Annotated in this window: 13 protein-coding genes and 1 pseudogene; 6 read left to right on the top strand and 8 right to left on the bottom strand. The window is 71.2% G+C overall.

The features are described from left to right. Window positions 1–199 precede the first annotated feature (199 nt). The 5 genes from LRD69_RS29735 to LRD69_RS29715 form a co-directional block, all read right to left on the bottom strand. Window positions 200–673, bottom strand: a complete 474-nt coding sequence (locus tag LRD69_RS29735; RefSeq protein ID WP_277330166.1) for a DNA starvation/stationary phase protection protein — start codon at window positions 671–673, stop codon at window positions 200–202. A 162-nt stretch (window positions 674–835) separates the two neighbouring features. Next, window positions 836–1,372 carry an XRE family transcriptional regulator gene (locus LRD69_RS29730; RefSeq protein ID WP_277330165.1) on the bottom strand — a complete coding sequence of 179 codons (537 nt, stop codon included), beginning with the start codon at window positions 1,370–1,372 and terminating at the stop codon, window positions 836–838. 133 nt (window positions 1,373–1,505) lie between these two features. Further along, window positions 1,506–2,270 carry a response regulator transcription factor gene (locus tag LRD69_RS29725; RefSeq protein ID WP_277329938.1) on the bottom strand — a complete coding sequence of 255 codons (765 nt, stop codon included), beginning with the start codon at window positions 2,268–2,270 and terminating at the stop codon, window positions 1,506–1,508. Continuing rightward, entirely contained in the window at window positions 2,267–5,050 is a 2,784-nt protein-coding gene (locus tag LRD69_RS29720) for a LuxR family transcriptional regulator (RefSeq protein WP_277329937.1), read from the bottom strand. The genes LRD69_RS29725 and LRD69_RS29720 overlap by 4 nt, the downstream gene beginning before the upstream one ends. 976 nt (window positions 5,051–6,026) lie before the next feature. Next, entirely contained in the window at window positions 6,027–6,236 is a 210-nt protein-coding gene (locus LRD69_RS29715) for a hypothetical protein (RefSeq protein WP_277329936.1), read from the bottom strand. 21 nt (window positions 6,237–6,257) lie between these two features. Between LRD69_RS29715 and LRD69_RS29710 the strand changes: the two genes are divergently transcribed. Then, window positions 6,258–8,975, top strand: a complete 2,718-nt coding sequence (locus LRD69_RS29710; RefSeq protein ID WP_277329935.1) for a LuxR family transcriptional regulator — start codon at window positions 6,258–6,260, stop codon at window positions 8,973–8,975. A gap of 430 nt (window positions 8,976–9,405) precedes the next feature. Then, window positions 9,406–9,957 carry a gamma carbonic anhydrase family protein gene (locus tag LRD69_RS29705; protein WP_277329934.1) on the top strand — a complete coding sequence of 184 codons (552 nt, stop codon included), beginning with the start codon at window positions 9,406–9,408 and terminating at the stop codon, window positions 9,955–9,957. A gap of 72 nt (window positions 9,958–10,029) precedes the next feature. Here LRD69_RS29705 and LRD69_RS29700 read toward each other — a convergent pair whose 3' ends face one another. Continuing rightward, window positions 10,030–10,185 (bottom strand): DUF2630 family protein, encoded by a 156-nt coding sequence (locus tag LRD69_RS29700; protein ID WP_277330164.1) that lies wholly within the window; start codon window positions 10,183–10,185, stop codon window positions 10,030–10,032. Between the two features lie 61 nt (window positions 10,186–10,246). Further along, window positions 10,247–10,864 carry an NAD(P)H:quinone oxidoreductase gene (wrbA, locus tag LRD69_RS29695; RefSeq protein ID WP_277329933.1) on the bottom strand — a complete coding sequence of 206 codons (618 nt, stop codon included), beginning with the start codon at window positions 10,862–10,864 and terminating at the stop codon, window positions 10,247–10,249. 278 nt (window positions 10,865–11,142) lie between these two features. On the opposite strand from wrbA, the gene LRD69_RS29690 reads away from it, so the two are divergent. Continuing rightward, on the top strand, window positions 11,143–11,379 hold the full coding sequence (locus tag LRD69_RS29690; RefSeq protein ID WP_277330163.1) for a WhiB family transcriptional regulator: 237 nt from the start codon (window positions 11,143–11,145) through the stop codon (window positions 11,377–11,379). A gap of 99 nt (window positions 11,380–11,478) precedes the next feature. Here LRD69_RS29690 and LRD69_RS29685 read toward each other — a convergent pair whose 3' ends face one another. Beyond that, window positions 11,479–14,352, bottom strand: a complete 2,874-nt coding sequence (locus LRD69_RS29685) for an AAA family ATPase (protein WP_277329932.1) — start codon at window positions 14,350–14,352, stop codon at window positions 11,479–11,481. Window positions 14,353–15,155: 803 nt separating this feature from the next. Between LRD69_RS29685 and LRD69_RS29680 the strand changes: the two genes are divergently transcribed. The 3 genes and pseudogenes from LRD69_RS29680 to LRD69_RS29670 form a co-directional block, all read left to right on the top strand. Then, on the top strand, window positions 15,156–15,926 hold the full coding sequence (locus tag LRD69_RS29680) for an SDR family oxidoreductase (protein ID WP_277329931.1): 771 nt from the start codon (window positions 15,156–15,158) through the stop codon (window positions 15,924–15,926). A gap of 47 nt (window positions 15,927–15,973) precedes the next feature. Further along, on the top strand, window positions 15,974–17,770 hold the full coding sequence (locus LRD69_RS29675) for an acyl-CoA dehydrogenase (protein WP_277329930.1): 1,797 nt from the start codon (window positions 15,974–15,976) through the stop codon (window positions 17,768–17,770). Window positions 17,771–17,942: 172 nt separating this feature from the next. Next, window positions 17,943–18,384, top strand: a pseudogene (locus LRD69_RS29670) (leucine zipper domain-containing protein); the annotation flags it as partial. Window positions 18,385–18,770 lie beyond the last annotated feature (386 nt).

Raw genomic sequence — 18,770 nt, 5'->3', positions numbered from 1 at the left:
ACCCCCGGTGCGGGCATCCTAACCGAGGGTGATCCGACCAGAAGCGTGGGGTTTGGAATATGCCACCGTGCTTTCCGTGCGGGTCGGCGGCCTGCGTGAGGCAGGGACGGTCCGTGCGAACCGCCGCCGATATACCGTCAGACGGACAGGCCCGCCGGGTCGCACCGGAGCGGGCCCTCGGCGCATACCGCGGGAGTGGCTATCCCCGGTTCTCCGCCTGGAACATCCAGTGCTCCTTCTCCAGTTCGGCCGTGAGCCCGATGAGCAGATCCTGGGAGACCGCGTCGGCCTTCTCCGTGGCCTCGATGCGTGAGCGCATCCGATTGACCAGCATGCCGTAGGCCTCGACGAGCACCGCCACCACCTGCTGGTCCGAGATCCAGCCCTCGGGAAAGCCGGGAAGACCACTGGTCCTGGCGACGGTCGCCGCACGGCCGTCCGGGCTCACGCCGATGGCCGCCGCCCGCTCCGCCACGGTGTCCGCGTAGGTGCGAGCAGCGGTCACGACCTCGTCCAGTTGCAGGTGTATCGACCGGAAGCGAGGGCCGTACACGTTCCAGTGGGCCTGTTTGGCCACCAGCGACAGGTCGAGCAGATCGATCAGGGCACCTTGCAGTGCGTCGCCCGCGATCCGTCGGTTCTCCTCCGAGAGCGGGCTCTTTACTACGGACATGGAGAGTGCGCCTTTCAGTGCGGCGACATGCCGGGTCGTCATGGAGCGAGTACTCCGGAACCACCTGACCACAAACTGGTTGTTTCGCCCCAGAATTCACGCCACGCCTTCCCCTTCGGGCAAGAGACCCTCCCTTTGGGGCAGATAATCCGGTGCGCGGGGCTATTGGGCCGGCGGACTCGTGGAGATGACGAACTCCACGGAGTCGTCGGTCTCGTTGAGATAGCGGTGGGGTATTCCCGAGTCGAAGGTGACGGCCTCGCCCGCGTGCACCGTTTGCGTGACTCCCTCGATATCCGCCGTCAGGGACCCCGTTATGACATAGGCGCACTCGACCGAGGAATGGCTCCAGGGTTCCGGGCTGGTCACGTCGCCGGGCTCGAGCACCGCTCGCAGGACCTCCAGGGCGCCGTTGCTGGGAGTGATCCGCTCGTAGCGGACTGTTCCCCGTGGGCTGAGCAGCACCGGCCTCTCGCCGGGCCGACTCACCTCGGTGGGCATCTTCTTGTCGGGTGAGAACAGGTCGGCGACGGAGACGGCGTACACGTCGGCGAGTCTGCGAAGTGTGGAGAGACTGGGCTCTGTCACGCCACGCTCGACCTGGCTCAGGAGGGTCGGGGACACCCCGACCGCCGTGGCCAGTGCGCGGAGACTGAGCCCCTTGGTCATGCGTAGCGCCCGGAGTTGACTGCCGATCATCGCCATCCATCGTGTTCATTACTGAATTCCCGGCGCAATGACCGGCTCGCCACGCAAGGATAGGGAATTTACATCCGTGCACCGTCACTGCACAGGCAAGCGGCCATCGGGGCACGAATTGACCCCGTTCGTCTCACACCACCCCCCTCTTGATCGCATAGGCCACCGCATGGGTGCGATTCCGCAGTCCGAGGCGCGTTATCATTTCGTGCAGCACGTTTTTGATGGTGCGCTCCGAGTAGTTGAGCCGAGCGGCGACGTCCGCCGTGCTGAGCCCCTGGGCGAGCAGGCGCAGAACGTCGACCTCCCGTCCGGACAGGTCGGTTCCGTGCTGCTGCACGGCTGAGGCGAGCGAACGCATGCTCTCGACCAGCGACCGGACCAGCCGGGCCGGCATGGGTGCGCTGCCCTCGAGGCTGCTTCGAGCGGCCTCCAGTACACGGGCGTAACCCACTTCGCGACGGAGCAGAATACCGACGAGGCCGTAGCGGACCGCTCGCACGAGATCGCGTTCACTGATCTCGTCGGCCACCAGCAGGATCGGCAGCCCGCCGCGCGCCTCTGTCTCCTGGCAGACGCGCTCCATCCACCCGATGGTCCTGTCCGTCACCCGGTGAACCAGGACCAGCGCGATGTCGGCGCCGTCCCACGCTCCCCAGTCGACCACGCGCACCCCCTCGGCCCCTCGCAGGTACGCCTCGGCCCCTTCGGCCGTGATGGTGTCCCCCGCGGTCACCGCGACGGTGAGAGGAGCCGGCTCCCGTCCGCTCCCCGGGAACGTCATCGGGTCGTTCGTGTGGCCGCCTTCGGCGCGGACCGGCACCGCGGTGAGGCGCGTGCGCCCCGCGGAACCGGGGCGAGCCGGTACGGGCAGGGTCGCCGCGGAACCGGTCGTCATGTGAGATCACCGAACTTTCCCAGGGCGTGCATGAGTTCCCGCCGCGAACTGACGCCCAGTCGCGGATAGACCTTGTACAGGTGGGAGCCCACGGTCCTGGGCGAGATGAACAGGCGGTCGGCGATCTGCCGATTGGAGAGGCCCTGGGCGGCGAGGCGGGCGATCCTCCGCTCCTGTGCGGACAGGAAGGCGGCGCCGGGACTCTGGACGGTGCCCGCGGCCGTGTCCCGCGCGCTGACGCTGATCGCACGCAGCTCGGCCAGGGCCATGTCCCGCCACGGCACCGCTCCGAGGCGCACGAAGACGTCCTGGCTCGCGCGCAGTTGGGTGCGTGCCGCCGCCGTCTCCCGTTGCCGGCGCAGCCACCTCCCGTAGTCCAGGGCGAGACGTGCCCGGGCGAAGGGCCGCGTCGACGAGGAAGCGGCTTCGAGCGCACGACGGAACCGCTCGTCGGCGTCTGCCGCGTCCTCGTATGCGGCGAGGAGGGCGGCTCCGTGCCGTACCGCCAAGGACGTCTCGGCGGAGACGTCCTCCAGCCGGCGGGCCGACGCACGCGCGTGCAGGTCGCGCGCCGCCCCGGTATCCCCCTGCGCCAGGGCGGCCCGCATCACGTCGACGTACGCGCGGCGCGCCTCGGCACTGGTCACCGGGTCGCCGCCCCCCGGCAGGGGCGCAGGGATGCCCTGACGGGCCGGCGCGTCGTCTCCGCGGGCCAGCGCCAGCAGGAGGGCGGCGTGTTCGGCGAGATGGAGGTGGTGGGCCGATCCGTGCTCGGCGCCCCACCGGCACACCTCGTGCAGAAGCGTCTCGGCCTGCTCGTAGCGGCCCTGGCAGGCGTACACCAGGAGCAGCCGGGAGGTTACGTCGATGTCATGACGGCCGCCGCCGTCCCGTCTCGTCCTCTCCCGCCGGGACGCCGCGAAGTCGCGCAGCTCCGTCCACCGGCCGGCGCTCAGCATCAGGTCCGCCTGCAACGCCTCGCAGTGCCGGATCCGGCTGTGGTCGTTCGGATCCAGTCGTCTGAGCGCGGTGGTCACAAGGAGGTCGGCGAGGCCTGCTTCGTCGATGCGCAGGGCGGCGTCCGCCATCCAGACCAGCTCGCGAGGATCGGACAGGCCGGAATTCTCGTGGAACCTGCCGACCGCGGCGAACAGGCGCTCGCGGATCTCCGCCGCGCGCGTCACCGGGGCCAGGTGGGCGGTGACGGCAATACGGAGTGGCTCACCACCCACGCCGTCGTGCTGCTCCAGCCAGTCCAGCGCGATCCTCGCGGGCTCGGGGGAGAGCCTGAGCGAGCCGGTCTCCGCCAGGCGCAGAGCCGCCTCGTCCCGCACCTCGGAGCCGATCACGGTCCCGGAGGACAGCGCGCCCGCCAGCTCTCCGCTGCTGCGCCCGACACGGCACACCGTGTCGAACTCGGCACACGTGCGTACGAGTTCGAAGGAGCCGTCGGCGCCGCCAGGGCCGTCCACGGCAGGCCTGTCCCGGATGACGGCAAGTGCCTCGTCCGGGCGCCCGGCCCTGAGGGCCGCCTCTCCGGCGGCCGCGTACCGCCGGCTGCGCTGTTCCGGATGTGTACTGGCGTCCCCCGCACGCTGCAGGGCCCGGAACCCCGCGCCCCAGTCCCTCCGGCCGAGGGCGGCCCGCGCCAAGGCGTCGAAGCGCTTCATGGCAGGTTCCCCGGACGCGGCCGACGCCTGTCCGTCCCGCGTCTGCCCGAGTTGGGTGTACCCGTAGTCGGCCCACGCCGACCGCGCCAGACGTCGGACGGCTGCGGGCGCCGTGGCCTCGGCCAGACACCGGTAGGCCGGTGTGCTGAAGCGAAGCACCTGCTCGCCGGTCACCAGGCCGGTCCTCTCCGCGGGGACGAGAGCATCCGCATCGATGCCGAGAGCCTCGGCGGCCGACACCACGTCCTTCCTCGTCGCCTCGCCGTCCACGGTGGCGAGGAGCGACAACATCACACGGGTGTCGACGGAGAGATCGCGGAACGGGCCGCCCAGAGCCCGCTCCACGGTCACCCCCACGGGCAGCGGATCGGGCAGCGCCGCCTCTCCTCGGCGCTGCGCGGGCGTGAGCGCGGAGGGCAGGTCGATCAGTACCAGCGGATTGCCCTGGGCCGTGGCCGTGACGGCGGTCCGGACACCGGGGGCGAGGTCGGGATGGTGATCCGTGAGGAGCAGGTCGGCGGCGCGGTCGTCGAGGCCGGTCAGCACGAGCTCCAGGGTGCCGTTGCCGTCGAGCGGGCCGGGGATGTCGAGGGGTGAGGCCGCCATCAGTGCCAGGCGGCTCCCGGAGAGACGATGCGCCAGGAACGCCAGCGCCTTGGCTGATCCGAGATCGAGCCACTGACCGTCGTCCACGATCACCATGGTGGGACGACGGCGTGCGACGGCGAGCAGGAGCTGGCGCAGACCGGAGTAGGCGAGCAGCGCGTCGGTGGCCCCCACACCGCCGGCCACGGTGTCGAGCAGGGCGGTGCGCAACGCTGCGGGCAGGTCACGGGAGGCGTTCAGCACCGGATAGGCCAGTGACCGGAGCGCGGAGAAGGGCGGCCCCGCCCCGCCGGGGACGCCGGAGATCTGAAAGACCTGCCACCCCTCGGCCACCGCGACGTCCGCCGTCCGCCGCAGCAGCGTGCTCTTACCGCTTCCGGGCCCCCCTCGGATGACGACCGCCGATCCGCGGCCGTCCCGGGCGCCGTCCAGAGCCGAGCCCAACTCGCCCAGAACATCGCGGTACCCGCGCAGGCCCGAAGCCCGCACCAGCGCCTCGGCCATGGCCGTGCGTGCTCGGGTGCCCGAAGGCTCGGCCCCGGCTGACGGTGCCGGCCCGGGAGAAGTCGTCGTCTGCATGGCTGCCGCCCCTCGTTGTGACATGCCACCGGACGAGATCCGATTCCGGTGTCACACACACCGTGGCATCAAGAGCAAGCGACGCGCATCGCATGGTCGTGCGACAAACACCGTTCACCGTTGTGCGGCTCCACAGGTGATGTTCCTGCTGGTCGTGGTGGTGAACGAGTCGTCGACAAGCCGTTCGGCTGGTGCCACCGCGCGTGCCACCCGCACAGACAGGCATTCCGCTCAGGCCGCACGCAACCGGACCATGAGGAGTGCTCGCCCTGTCCTCCACCCGACCAGCTGTGGCGCGAACCGGGCCCCCGGCACCCGGCCGGCCCGAGCGGCCGGGGAACCGATCCGCGACACCACGACCGATCCGGATCACCACCACGGCCGCCGTGTCCACCGGTTCGGAACGCCCCGTCGCCCGCCACCGGCGCGAGAACGTCGTCGACATCATCGGGAACTCGGCCCGGCCCGAGGAGTGGACCCACCGGCAGCCACCCAGGCCGGTGGACGATTCCCGCCGCACTCGGGACGAGGCGGCGGGAGCCTTCCGTCGCTCGGCGGCCACCGGCCGGCCGGTTCGCGCTCTTGCCCCTTCGTTCCCCTTTTCGCTGCCCTTTTCACCGGCAGGGGTTGTGTTTCGGCAGGTCAAGCCCCCTGGGTGAGCGGCTTGCCGCCGGTCGGGCGCCGCCCGGCCGAAGCGCTCGGCGTAACACGTTGTGTAGTGTGACTGCACGCTACGACCTGATGACTACTCACGGTAGCCCGCGCCCCCCTGTACATGTCCTATGCCGCAGGGCGCGGCGGACGGCTGGGCCAGGCCGCACCACACCACGAGGGCCGCCCTGCCCACTGATGCCCCATCACCGCTCGCAAGAGAACTCCCCCACCCGTCGGGGTCCTTGCCTCAGCGCCCGGCACAGCCATATTCGGAGGAAGCGGACGAGTGCACGCACCCCATGACAACAACCTGTCCGAACGCTGGGTCCGGGAAGACCGGGAAGACCGGGAAGACCGGGAAGACCGGGAAGACCGGGAAGACCGGGAAGACCGGGAAGACCGGGAAGACCGGGAAGACCGGGAAGACCGGGAAGACCGGGAAGTCCGGGAAGTCCACGGCCCGCCTGTCGTTGACGACTTGATAGGCCGCGACACCGAACTGCGGGAAGTGGAGCGGTTTCTCTCCCGCGCGACGAGCTCCGGAGAGGTCCTCGTGGTCACCGGCCCCATCGGCATCGGGAAGACCGCCGTGCTGCGGGAGGCAGCCGCACTCGCCCGCCGTGCGGGGTTCACGGTCGTCGAGGTCAGCGGCCACCGGGCCGAGGCAGACGTGGCCGGAGCAGGTCTGACGCAGCTCCTGCTCCGTCTGCCCGCCTTCGAGCGGGAGCCGGCGGCGGCCCCCGAGATCGGTGACCTCTTCGCCACCCAGCTCGTCGCCGCCGTCGAGGATCCCCTCACGGCGGGAACGGCGCTGGTCGAAGCCCTGGTCAGGAGTACCGACGCGACGGCCGCCGTTCCGCTGATGATCGCCCTCGACGACGCCCAATGGTTTGACGCGCAGTCACTTGAAGCGTTGACCTCGGCGGTACGAGGGATGCGCCGCGGGCCGGTGGCGCTCCTGGTCGCCACTCAGCGCGGCGACGGAAGGGCGTTCACCCGTCGGTTTCCCCGGCTGGTTCTGAGTCCGCTGGAACCCGCGAACGGCGAGCGGCTGTTGGACACCCATGTCCGCTTCCTGCCGCCCCCCTTGCGCTCGCGTGCACTCGCGGAGGCGGGCGGCAACCCGGCGGGCATCATCGGCATCGCCCGTACCCTGCGGGACCCGGGCATGCCGGAGACATCGCTCCTCGCACCGTGGCTGCCCCTGGGCGAGTCCCTCCAGCGGGACGTGAGCTCGCTCCTGAACGGGCTGCCCTCGGCGGCGCACGATTTCCTCCTGCTGGCTGCCGTGGCACACACCGACCGTGTCGACGTCCTGCTGGAGGCGGCGGAAGCGAGCGGTATCGAAGCGGGCGGGCTGATCGCCGCTGAACGGGCCGGTCTGGTGTCGGTCGTCGAAGGGCGGTTGTGCTTCACCCACCCCCTGCTCCCGTCCGCCCTCCACTGGGGCTCCTCCCACGGCCAACGGCGGCCCGTGCACCTGGCGCTGGCCGATGTCCTGGCCGACATGCCCTACCTGCGCGCCCTTCACGTCGCCGCCGTATCCACCGACCCCGACGAGGCCACGGCTGCGGCACTGGAGGAGGGCACCACGGCGGACCTGCCCCAGGCCGCGGTCGTCCTGGAGCGGGCCGCCGACCTCAGTCCCACCGCCGAGGGCCGGGCCGCACGGCTGGCCGAGGCCGCCCATGCCGCCGGCGTGCGAGGACAGGTACGGACCTTGCGACGCCTCGTCGGCCGGCTCATGGCCGCCCCCATGCCCGCGTCACTGACCGCGGAGGTCTGCGCGCTGGAGGCGCGTGTCGCCTACAGCACCGACGGAACTCCGGAACACGCCGTCTCCCTGCTGCGGCGCTCGGCAGCCGCACCGAGTACGCACTGGCCCCCGCCGTTCGTACCCGTCGCCTGCTCGATCGCCCCGGCACTGTGCGCACCCGCATGGAGCAGGACATTGCGGCCGACGCTGGAGGCGAAACTCGGCGAGCCGGAGCGGGAGAACGATCCCGATCTCCTGGCGGCCCTGTGCTGGACTGACCGCGCGGCCTACGGCGCACGGGCGCGCACGCTGCTCGACGCGGCCGCGGCCGAGCACGGTGCCGGAGCGCGGCCGCAGAGCCTCCGGCACGCCGTCGCCCACGTGGTCACTGCGACCGCCCTCGACGATCCGGTCACCGCGGATCTCATCGGCAGCCACATCCTGCGTCCCCTCGCGAAGCTGGGACACTTCGGGACCGCCATCACCGTGCTCATCCACCTGCAGATCGCCCACGTCCTCCTGGGCCGCAGGGCCGCGGTGGAGCAGGATGCGGACCTCGGCATCTACTGGGCCCAGGTGGCCGAGGACACCTGCGCGCACCTGGCGTTCCGGACCGGGGTGGCCCAGACACAGGCGTGGACGGGCGACGAGGAGGGCCACCAGGTGCTCACGGACGAGATCCTTTCCTACGCCCTGCCCCGCCGCCTGCAGATGCTGGCCGCCCGAGCCCGGTGGGCGCGCGGTCTGATGTCGCTCACCCATGGCCGGCCGGAGGACGCCTTCGAGGAACTGCGCATGCTCTCGACCGACTCCGGTGACGCCTGGCACCCGGTCGCCGCCGGCTGGGCACTGGGGGACTACGTCGCCGCCGCCGTCGCCGCCGGCCGCGCGGACGAGGTCCGCGACCAGGTGCGGCGGGTGGCGGAGGTCAACCGCGGCGTCGGATCACCACTGGTGGGGCACCTCGTGGCCCGGTCACGTGCGCTGCTGAGCGAGGGGGACGAGGCAGAGCGCCACTTCATGGACGCTCTGACGGCCCGAAGCGCACCGCTGCGTTACGAACTGGCCCGCACCGAGCTCGCTTTCGGGCAGTGGCTCCGTCGGCAGCGGCGGGTGCTGGAAGCCCGCACGCATCTTCAGAAGGCACGCGACTCCTTCACCGCCCTGGGCGCGGACGCGTGGGCGCGTGGCGCAGCGTCCGAGCTGATCGCCGCCGGTGAGGCGACGGCGTCGGCGCACCCGGACTGGGCGGCGCGGTTCCGTCTCACCCCCAGGGAGGCGGAGGTGGCCCGCCTGGCGGCAGCCGGTCTGACCAATCAGATGATCGGGTGGCAATTGGCGCTGACGCACCGCACGGTGGCCAGCCACCTCTCGCGTGTCTTCATGAAGGTCGGGGTCGCGTCGCGCGGACAGCTTCCGTCGGTACTGGAGCCGCAGTGACCGCCCGACGGGGCTGTTCCGAGGACCGGCACGCACGGACACGGCACAGCCCGGCTCCGGTGCACCGGCGTCGGAGGCAGGCCTCGGTCGGGCGACAGCGGCTCGCGCACGGCCGCACGAAGCACGCCAGGAGCGAAGCCGCGCGATGGGCTGGAGCCCGCCTCGCCGAGAGGGTCACGGCGGCCGGCCGCTGACCGGCACAGCGATCACGCACACCACGAAGGAGTCCCGTGGCGGCGTGCCACGGACTGCCCCGTTCCGACGTGCCGAAGCAGAGCGATCCACCACCCGGCTGCTCCATGGGGCACAACTCCGGAGTCGCTGGGGCAGGTTCGCCGGCCCGGCGGCGAACTCCGCGCGGAAGACGTCCTACGATCCGGACACCGACATCCGGCACATCAAGCCGGCGGCGATCGTTTCGGGAGCACCCTTGGGCCAGCACTACTCGTACCGCGGTGTGTCACCTCAGGTGGCGCCCTCGGTCCTGGTGGCCGACAGCGCGGAACTCGTGGGCGACGTGGTCGTCGGCGAGCACACGATCATCGCGGGCGGGGTGCGTGTCGTCGGCGGTTCGCGGGGCGCCATACGGATCGGTGCACGCGTCACGATTCTCGAGAACACCGTGCTGCGCCCACTGCCCGGCAGTGACCTGGTCATCGAGGACGACGTGGTGATCGGGCCCGGCACGATTCTCCAGGGCTGTCATGTGGAGAACGGCACCGTGGTGGAAGCGGGCGCGCTCATCGACGGCTGGAGCCGTATCGGCGCCGAGTCCCTGGTCGGCACGGGCGCGTGCGTCAAACAGCGCAGCGTGTTCCCCGCCCGCTCCGTCATCGACGGCTCGCCCGCGGAGGTCATGGGCAGGCTGCGCGGTCCGCTGCGCCGTCCCTGCTGGGCGCCCGAGGGCGGCGACATGCCCGTTCGCCAGGATCGGGACCCCGGCGCCCGCGCGGACCGGGAGGGCGATCCCGGCCATCGGTGAGCGGCCTCCGCGCACCGTCCGGCGCCGGCAGGCCGTTGCCGTCCTCGCCCGGCCTCCTTGCCGACTCCGGGCTCAGGACGGGTAGTTCTCCGCCTGCGAGGCCGGTCGCACGTGGGTTTTGTCCGGATCCTCGTCGGCCACCATCCGTGCCCGCCGCTGCCGTCGCAGGTCCCGGCACCGGTCGAGTGGCGGCCCGACGCGGGCTGCCGGGCGTGGCGGGCCGAGCACCGGAAGGGCCCGGCCCGCATCCCCGTGGCCGGCGGGCACGAGCCCTTCGCCCGGCCGCCTCTCAGGCGGCCAGCCCCGCCTTCAGCGCGCCCGCGATCCGCACGACACGCTCGGCCTGGTGTCGGGCGGCGTCGCGCGTCTGCGGCCCGACCGGGTTGTTGCCCTGACCGTCCACGTGGGAGGTGCCGTACGGGTTGCCGTCGATGTACTTGACCGGGTCGGTGTAGCCGGGAGCGACCACGAGGCCGCCGAAGTGGTGGATGGAGTTGTACAGCGCGAGGAGCGTCGACTCCTGACCGCCGTGCGTGGTGGCGGTGGTGACGAATCCGCTGTAGACCTTGTCGGCCAGTCTGCCCTGTGCCCACAGGCCGCCCAGCGTGTCCAGGAACTGCTTGAGCTGTGAGGAGACGTTGCCGAAACGGGTCGGCGTACCGAAGATCACGGCATCGGCCCACTCCACGTCCTGCGGCGTGGCCACGGGGACGCCTGCGCTGGCCGCCGCATGCGCGGCCCACGCCTCGTTCGACGCGATGGCGGCCTCCGGCGCCAACTCGGCGGCCTTCCGCAGCCGGACCTCGGCTCCCGCCTTCTCGGCGGCCTCGGCGATCTCCTTCGCTATCTCGGCGCTGAAGCCGGTGGACGAGTAGTAGATGACGGAGACCTTCACGGTGGAGCTCATGGGGGACTTCCTCTCGGGACGGCATCGGGGTACGGCCACGAACGGGCCGGACCTCCCGCCTCCGATCATCACCGGGACCGGGAGACCCTCACATCCGTCAATCGACTCACCGGAGTTCGCCCGACCCGGCCGATCTTGCCGTCAGGCCCCGGTCGAGTCGTCAGTCATGCGACGGATGCGGCGGTCTCCGGCCGGCGCCAGGCTCCATGACGTACCGATACGAACGAGCGTGAGGAGGGCTCATGCAACGAACCAGCCACCTGACCTGGCTCAAGCCCATGGGCGACCTGTGGGACTGGCAGCGCCTCGCTGCCTGCCGGGGCATGGACAGCTCCATCTTCTACTCGCCCTCCGGGGAGCGCGGTCGTCGGCGCCGTGAGCGGGAGGAGCGCGCCCGCCGTATCTGCGGCGGCTGCCCGGTACGCCAGGAATGCGCCCGCATGGCCCTCGGAATCAAGGAGACGTACGGCGTCTGGGGAGGCCTGTCGGAGGCGGAGCGCAGCCGTCAGGGATGAGGGCCGGCGCGACCGCGCCTGCCCGCCCGGCATCCGGTGCGGCGGGCCACCCACGAGTGCTACCACCGCCCGCCGCACCGGATGCCGGGCCGCATGGGTTCAGGCGGCGCCCGCGACTTCCTGGTCGTGCTCCATCGCGATCTTCACCAGTTCGATCCGGGAAGTGATGCCCAACTTCTTGAAGGACCGCCGGACATACGTGTTCACCGTGTGCGGCGAGACGAAGAGCCGCTCGGCCACTTCGCGGTTGGTCGCTCCGGCCGCCACCAGCCGCACCACCTGCAGCTCCCCTCGCGAGAGGCCGGCCCAGCCTGTGGAACGGTTCCGGGCGTGTGCCGCCGGCTTCGTCCGGCTGCCCGCCGCCGCGAGGTGGCGCCTGACACGCGCGGCGTGCCATTCCGCGCCGCACTCCTCGTACAGGCGCAGTGCCCTCTCCAGGTACGGAGCGGCCCGAACCGGCGACGTCGTCAGCAGGACGCGCCCTGCGTCCTCGCACGCCGAGGCGACGGCGATCGGTCGTTGGCTGCCCCGGTACAGCTCCACCGCCTCGGCCAGCAGTTCCGCGTCCTCCTCCAGAAGTCCGCGTGCGTGCGCGGCCGCCGCCGCGAGGCTTGCGAACTCCGGATTGGCCTCGGCCCTCTGCCGGGCCACCGCGACCGCCTGTGCGGCGCGCTGCCGGTCACCGGCGCGCAGCGCGATGCGTACGAAGACCGGCTGGTCCGTCGGGTCGAACGGCAGGCAGAACTCGGGATGCACGGTGTCGAAGAACTCCGTCTCGGGGGGCATCAGCTCCAGGGCCCGCCTGCTGTCCCCCTCCCACTCGGCCGCCTGGGCGGCCAGCCAGGCGCCGAAGCGGCTCACGAACACCGATTCGTCGCGCATCATCTCGGCGGCGTCACGTGCCGCTCTGCGCACTCCCTGCCGTTCGCCGGTGTGCATGGCGACGAGGCCGACGGGATAGCGGACGGAGGTGTCGGTGAAGTCGGCGGAACCGAGGTCCTCGGCCATGGCCACCACGCCCTCGGCTTCGGCACGTGCCTCCTCCAGGCGTCCCGCGTCCAGCAGGAAGCGTGCACGCCCCATGGCCCAGAAGTGCATCGACGCCGCTTGGCCGTGCCGTCTGGCCAGCCGGACTCCCGCGTCCGCTTCGTCCACCGCCTGCTGCGCGAGCCCGCAGCTGCTGAGCAGATAGATCCGCCACATTCCCGGTTTGTAAGGGATCTCCGCCGGGTCCACTTCCTGTGCGAGCAGGACCGCCTGGTCCGACGCGGCGCGGGCACGCCCCCAGTCGGCGCGGGCGAAGGCGACGATCGATTCCGCGATGAGCGCCGTGACCTCGGCGGCCGTCCGCCCCGCGCTCCGCGCCAGTGCCCGTGCGCGCAGAGCTGTCCGGTGAGCGTCGTCCAGGGAGCCGCCCCTGGTCAGATTCAGCGCCAGGAGGGCCAGCGAGTAGGCCTTGAGGCCGGTGGACGCACCCTCGACCGCCGTGCCCAGCCGTCCCTGGCGGACGGCCTCGACGAAGGACTGCTGGCTCGTGAGGCCGGCGAGATCCAGGCGCAGTCGGGCCTCGCTCTCGGGGTCCAGCGCACCCGGCTCCCGAAACGCCGACTCGGCGAGCTCCAGCGCCCGGCCGTGGTCACCGCCGAGCCACAGGAACGACACGGTTTCCGCGATCATCCGAGGCCGCGCCGGGTCGTCCTCGGGCAGCAGCCTCAGGGCGTGGGCACTCAGATCGGCGGCGGCCGCGGGCGCCCGAGGAGCCAGTTCGGCAGCCGCGTGCGTGAGGAGAGTCACGGCCTCACGGTCTCCCGGCTCCGCGCTCTCGCAGAGCATCGCCGCGACGTCCGTCACCGGCACCCCCCGGGCCAACTGCAAGTCGACGGAGCGGCGTTGGAGCCACCGTCGGCGGGGGGCGGGCGCCAGGCCCGCGATGGCCTCCCGTACCAGGTCATGGCGGAAGGCCACGCGCCCGTCGACCTCCACCATGAGTTCGGCCGCGAGTACCTTTTGCAGCGGCTCCACGAGGGAACCCAGCGGTACTTCGAGCAGCTCGACCATCAGGTCGACCGAGCAGGAGCGGCCCAGCACCGAGGCCACCTCGGCGAAGTGACGTGCCGTTTCCGACAAGTGGGACAGACGGTACCGGATGGATTCCTTGAAGCGCTTGGGTGTCCGCGTGCCCGTCAGGCGTGCCCGGCCGGAACGTACCGTCACGGCGCCTTCGTCCCGCAGGCCCTCGAACAACTCCCTCAGCAGCAGCGGCTTGCCCTCGGCCGGTGACGCCAGGTCCAGGATGGCCTCGTCCGGAACGGCGCCGAGGGCGTCACGCGCGAGCTCCCTGATCGCCTCGCCGCCCAGAGGGCCCAGGCGTATGCGCCGGCCGCCTTCTCTCGCCAGCCGGGAAACCGTCGTGCGGGCGCACCCCGACAGCCCTGCGGTGCGCGCTGCGAGAAGCCAGACGACGGGATTCCCTGCCAGCGACTCGGGCAGGCTCCTCAGCGCGAGGAGGCTGGTCTCGTCACACCACTGCACATCGTCGACGAGAACGACCAGGGGGGTGGCCATCGCCGCCCGCTCCAGACGTTCGCGGATCTCCTGCAGGATCCAGAACCCCTGGTTCGGCAACTGCGTGGCATCGCTCAGCTGCCGCGCGTCGAACAGCGGATCGCTCCCGGAGGAAAAGGCTTGCAGGATCGGACCCAGCGCAACGGTGTGCCCCTCGGGATCGCCGCCACCGTGGAAGACGCGCAGTCCCCGGCGCCCGGCCGCGAGCCGGGCCTCTTCGAGCAACCGCGTCTTCCCGGAGCCCGGCGCCCCCTCGATGAGGAGCAGACCCCCCTTTCCGCGTTCCGCGTCCTCCAGCAGACCGGTCAGCGCGGCGAACTCCTGCTCCCTGCCGCGCAGCACCGGCACCGCGCGACACGGGTCGGCCGGCATGCCGAGCCCCTCACGGACCGGCGCCGGTCCGCTCACGCGTGGGTGCAGAAGCGTGAGAGTGACTTTGGAGTCTGTGCGATCTCCGGCGTTCCGGGCGTTCCCCACACGGCGCGTCGGGTCGAAGGCCGTTCCTCCTCCTTGAAGCGCCGCCGCGCGGTCCGTACGCGTGCCGAGTGCGAGGTCGGCCGGTCGGGTAAGGGACAGGTCCTGAACCACGGTGCCTCCTCGGGGCGCGGTGAGCGGGCTGCAGCGTCCGGGGAGGGGCGTGCTGTGCTCGGGTACGGTGGCGGCCGATGTGGCCACACGCTGCGGCGCTGCGTCAGCAGTTTCTTCCGGCGGGCCTCCGCCACTCCAGGAAGTTCGCAGGAAGTTTGATGCGGCCGTGAACATCCGCCACTCGTACTGGGGCGACGACTGCGCGGAAACTCAGGCGTGAAGTGATGCCCGGAGGTGGGGCTCCTCCTGCCCTCACAAAGGTGAGCAATGACGCTGGTCGCGTTGGGCGGATGCTCGTCCGTCCCGCCGAGGTCGGCGAAGTGCACTCCGTCGGGGAACGCGTCACGCAGCTGCTCGGCCAGGCGCAGATAGCGCGTGGTCCTGCCCGCGCCCGGCGGACGGTACAGGGCCACCGCCGCCGGAGGCCCTCCGGTGTCCTCCCGCAGAACGGCGGGCAGGGCCCGTACCTCGTCCTCGCGTCCCACGAACGGGACCGTGCCGGGCGTGACCAGGCGGTGCCGTCGATGTGGCCCGGGCAGTGGCCGGCGATGTTGACGCGATCTAAGCGACCGCTTAGTCTCTCGGAATCCGTATCCTTCCGATCACCGCTTCCTGGAGCCACCGTGACCTCGCTGTTCTCCGTTTCCGGTAAAACCGCCCTGGTCACCGGGGGGTCCCGCGGCATCGGCCTGATGATCGCCCGAGGTCTCGTCGGAGCCGGTGCCAAGGTCTACGTCAGCTCCCGCAATGCCGCGGCATGCGAGGAAGCCGTGCGTGAACTCTCCGCACTCGGCGAGGCGATCGCCCTGCCCGCGGACCTGTCACAGGCCGAGGAGTGCCACCGGCTCGCCGCGGAGATCACCGAACGGGAGGAGCGGCTCCACATCCTCGTCAACAACGCCGGCGCGACGTGGGGCGCACCACTGGACGAGTTTCCGGTCGGCGGCTGGGACAAGGTCATGGACCTCAACCTGCGCAGCCCCTTCCTGCTGACCCAGGCACTTCTGCCGCTGCTGCGCGAGGGCGGCTCCCATGACGACCCGGCGCGTGTGATCAACGTCGGTTCCATCGACGGTCTCCACGTGAGCTCGCTGCCGGCCTACTCCTACGCGGCGAGCAAGGCCGGACTGCACCACCTGACCCGCGTACTGGCGAGGGAACTCGGCCCGCAGGGCATCACGGTCAACGCGATCGCCCCCGGTCCGTTCGAGTCCAAGATGATGGCCGCCACGCTGAGGGCCCACGGGGACGCCGTGGCCGAGGCCGCCCCGCTGCGCCGGATCGGCCGCCCCGACGACATGGCCGGGGTGGCGGTCTACCTGTGCAGCCGAGCCGGAGCGTACGTCACCGGCGCGGTGATCCCCGTCGACGGCGGCATCGGTACCACTGTCTGAAGCGCCGCCCACGTCCCCACCCACCCTCCCCGATCGGACCCCCGACCATGGACTCCCTCCTGCTTTCGCGCCGCGACCTGGACTTCCTGCTCCACGACTGGCTGGACGTCACGGCCCTGACCCGGCGCCCCCGCTACGCCGACCACGACCGGGACACCTTCGACGCGGTGCTGGACCTCAGCGAGTCCATCGCGAACCGGCACTTCGCCACGCACAACAAGAAGAACGACGCCGAGGAGCCCCGCTTCGACGGCGAGCGGGTGCACATCATCCCGGAGGTCAAGGAGGCCCTGCGGGTCTTCGCCGAGGCAGGCCTGACCGGCGCCGCCATGGACTACGAGGTCGGCGGACAGCAGCTGCCCACCGTGGTCGCCAATGCCTGCACAGCGTGGTTCCAGGCGGCCAACGTCGGCACCGCCGCGTATCCGTTCCTCACCATCGGCAACGCCAACCTGCTTCTGGCGCACGGCAGCAAGGAGCAGGTCGACACCTATGTGCGGCCCATGGTCGAGGGCCGCTTCTTCGGCACCATGTGCCTCTCGGAGCCACAGGCCGGCTCCTCGCTGGCCGACATCACCACCCGGGCGGTGCCGGAGGCAGACGGGACGTACCGGCTCACCGGCACCAAGATGTGGATTTCCGGGGGCGATCACGAACTCAGCGAGAACATCGTCCACCTGGTGCTGGCCAAGATCCCCGGCGGGCCGGCGGGCGTGAAGGGCATCTCGCTGTTCATCGTGCCCAAGTTCCTGGTCGAGCCGGACGGCAGCCCGGGCGAGCGCAACGACGTGGTGCTCGCCGGTCTCAACCACAAGATGGGTTACCGCGGCACCACCAACACGCTGCTCAACTTCGGCGAGGGCCGGCACACCCCGGGCGGCGCCCCGGGCGCGGTCGGCTACCTGGTGGGCGAGGCCCACCACGGGCTCGCGTACATGTTCCACATGATGAACGAGGCCCGCATCGGCGTCGGACTCGGATCCACGGCGCTCGGCTACACCGGCTATCTCCACGCCGTCGACTACGCCCGCACCCGCCCGCAGGGCCGCCCGCTGACGGGCAGGGACGCGAACGCCCCGCAGGTCCCCATCATCGAGCACACCGACGTGCGCAGGATGCTGCTGGCGCAGAAGAGCTACGTGGAGGGCGCCCTCGCGCTCAGCCTCTACTGCAGCCGCCTGCTCGACGAGGAGCGCACCGCCGAGCACGAGCCCGAGCGCGCTCGCGCCCGACTGCTGCTGGACGTCCTGACTCCCCTCGCCAAGAGCTGGCCCTCCCAGTGGTGCCTGGCCGCCAACGACCTCGCCATTCAGGTGCACGGCGGCTACGGCTACACCCGCGAGTACAACGTCGAGCAGTTCTACCGGGACAACCGCCTCAACCCCATCCACGAGGGGACTCACGGCATCCACGGACTGGATCTGCTCGGCCGCAAGGTTGTCATGGACGGCGGCGCAGGGCTGCGGCTGCTGCTGGAGACCGTCTCGGCGACCATCGCCCGGGCCACGGCGGCGGACGGCGAGGCGGCTGCGCTGGCCGCCCGGCTGGAGCAGGCCGCGGCCCGCGTCGAGCGGACCACGGCCAGGTTGTGGTCGACCGGAGATCCGTCGACAGCCCTGGCCAACGCCTCCGTCTACCTGGAAGCCGTCGGCCACGTGGTGCTGGCCTGGATCTGGCTGGAGCAGTTCCTCGCGCTCAAGGACGGCGCGGACGACTTCCACGAGGGCAAGCGGCAGGCGGCCCGGTACTTCTTCCGCGCGGAACTCCCGCGAACGGAGCCCCAGTTCGACCTGCTCGACAGCCTGGACCGCACCGCGGCGGACAGCCGGGCCGAGTGGTTCTGACCCACACGCCCGGCGGTGCCTGGTTTCCCGACCAGGATTCCAGGCACGCCTCCGCGCCGGCATCGCCCGACGGGGGCGGTTTCGCCGGAACCAGCGTCAGGTGCGCCCGTCGCCGCGGCCACGGCGCCAGGGCCTTTCGTCAGGCGGCCCTCGTGTCCCACCGTAAGGCCCGCTGACTCCGACAGGCCGGCTGCGTCTGGCCCGGTGCGCCGTGGAAGACGGCTGGCCACTGCGGCGGGCCGCAGAACGTTTCCAGGTCAGCCGCACCACCGCGGCCCGGTGGGCCGGCCGCTACCGCGCGCACGGCCTGGCAGGAACGGAACACCGCTCCAGCCGCCCACACCACCAGCCCCTGCGCGCACCCGTCACCGTCGAGGAACAGGTCATCCGTCTGCGGCGCGCACACCGCATCGGCCCGCTGCGGCCGGCGGCCCGTGCCGGCGTCGCCGCCTCCACCGCCCACCGGATCCTGCGACGTCATGGCCTGCCCGTTCTCGCCGTACTGGACCGGGCCACCGGTGAGCCCTCAGGAACGCGCTCGGCCCGGCGAACTGGCCCACATCGACGTCAAGAAGCTCGGTCGCATCCCCGACGGCGGCGGCCACAAAGCCCTTTCGGGCGGCCGGCAGCCCGAACCCGGAATCAGCACGGGATGCCCCACATCTGCGAGGCCGTCAACTGCCTTGGGCTGCACGGTCACGGCAACGTATCGCCGAGCCGTCGCATCGGCGCGGGACGTGAGAGCCAGAAAGAAGGCGTGCAGCCTCTAGACACAGGGGTGGCCCGTCTCCAGAATACGGTCTACTCCATACCGTATGCAAAATTTCCGCGAGTGGAGTGGATCACTTTCCCATCGTCGTTGAAGGGGGCCGCTCATGTGGTGATGCGAAGTCGGGACTCGTGAACGCACGCGCGCTCGAAGTCCGGCCGGGGCGCAGGGAGCCCGGGCCGAATGCAGGGCAGGTGGCGGGGCGGACGGGGCCTGACGGTACGTGAGAAC

The sequence above is a fragment of the Streptomyces sp. JH14 genome, from assembly GCF_029428675.1.
Classification (GTDB): Bacteria; Actinomycetota; Actinomycetes; order Streptomycetales; family Streptomycetaceae; genus Streptomyces.
This window is presented reverse-complemented; position numbering and strand designations above follow the sequence as displayed.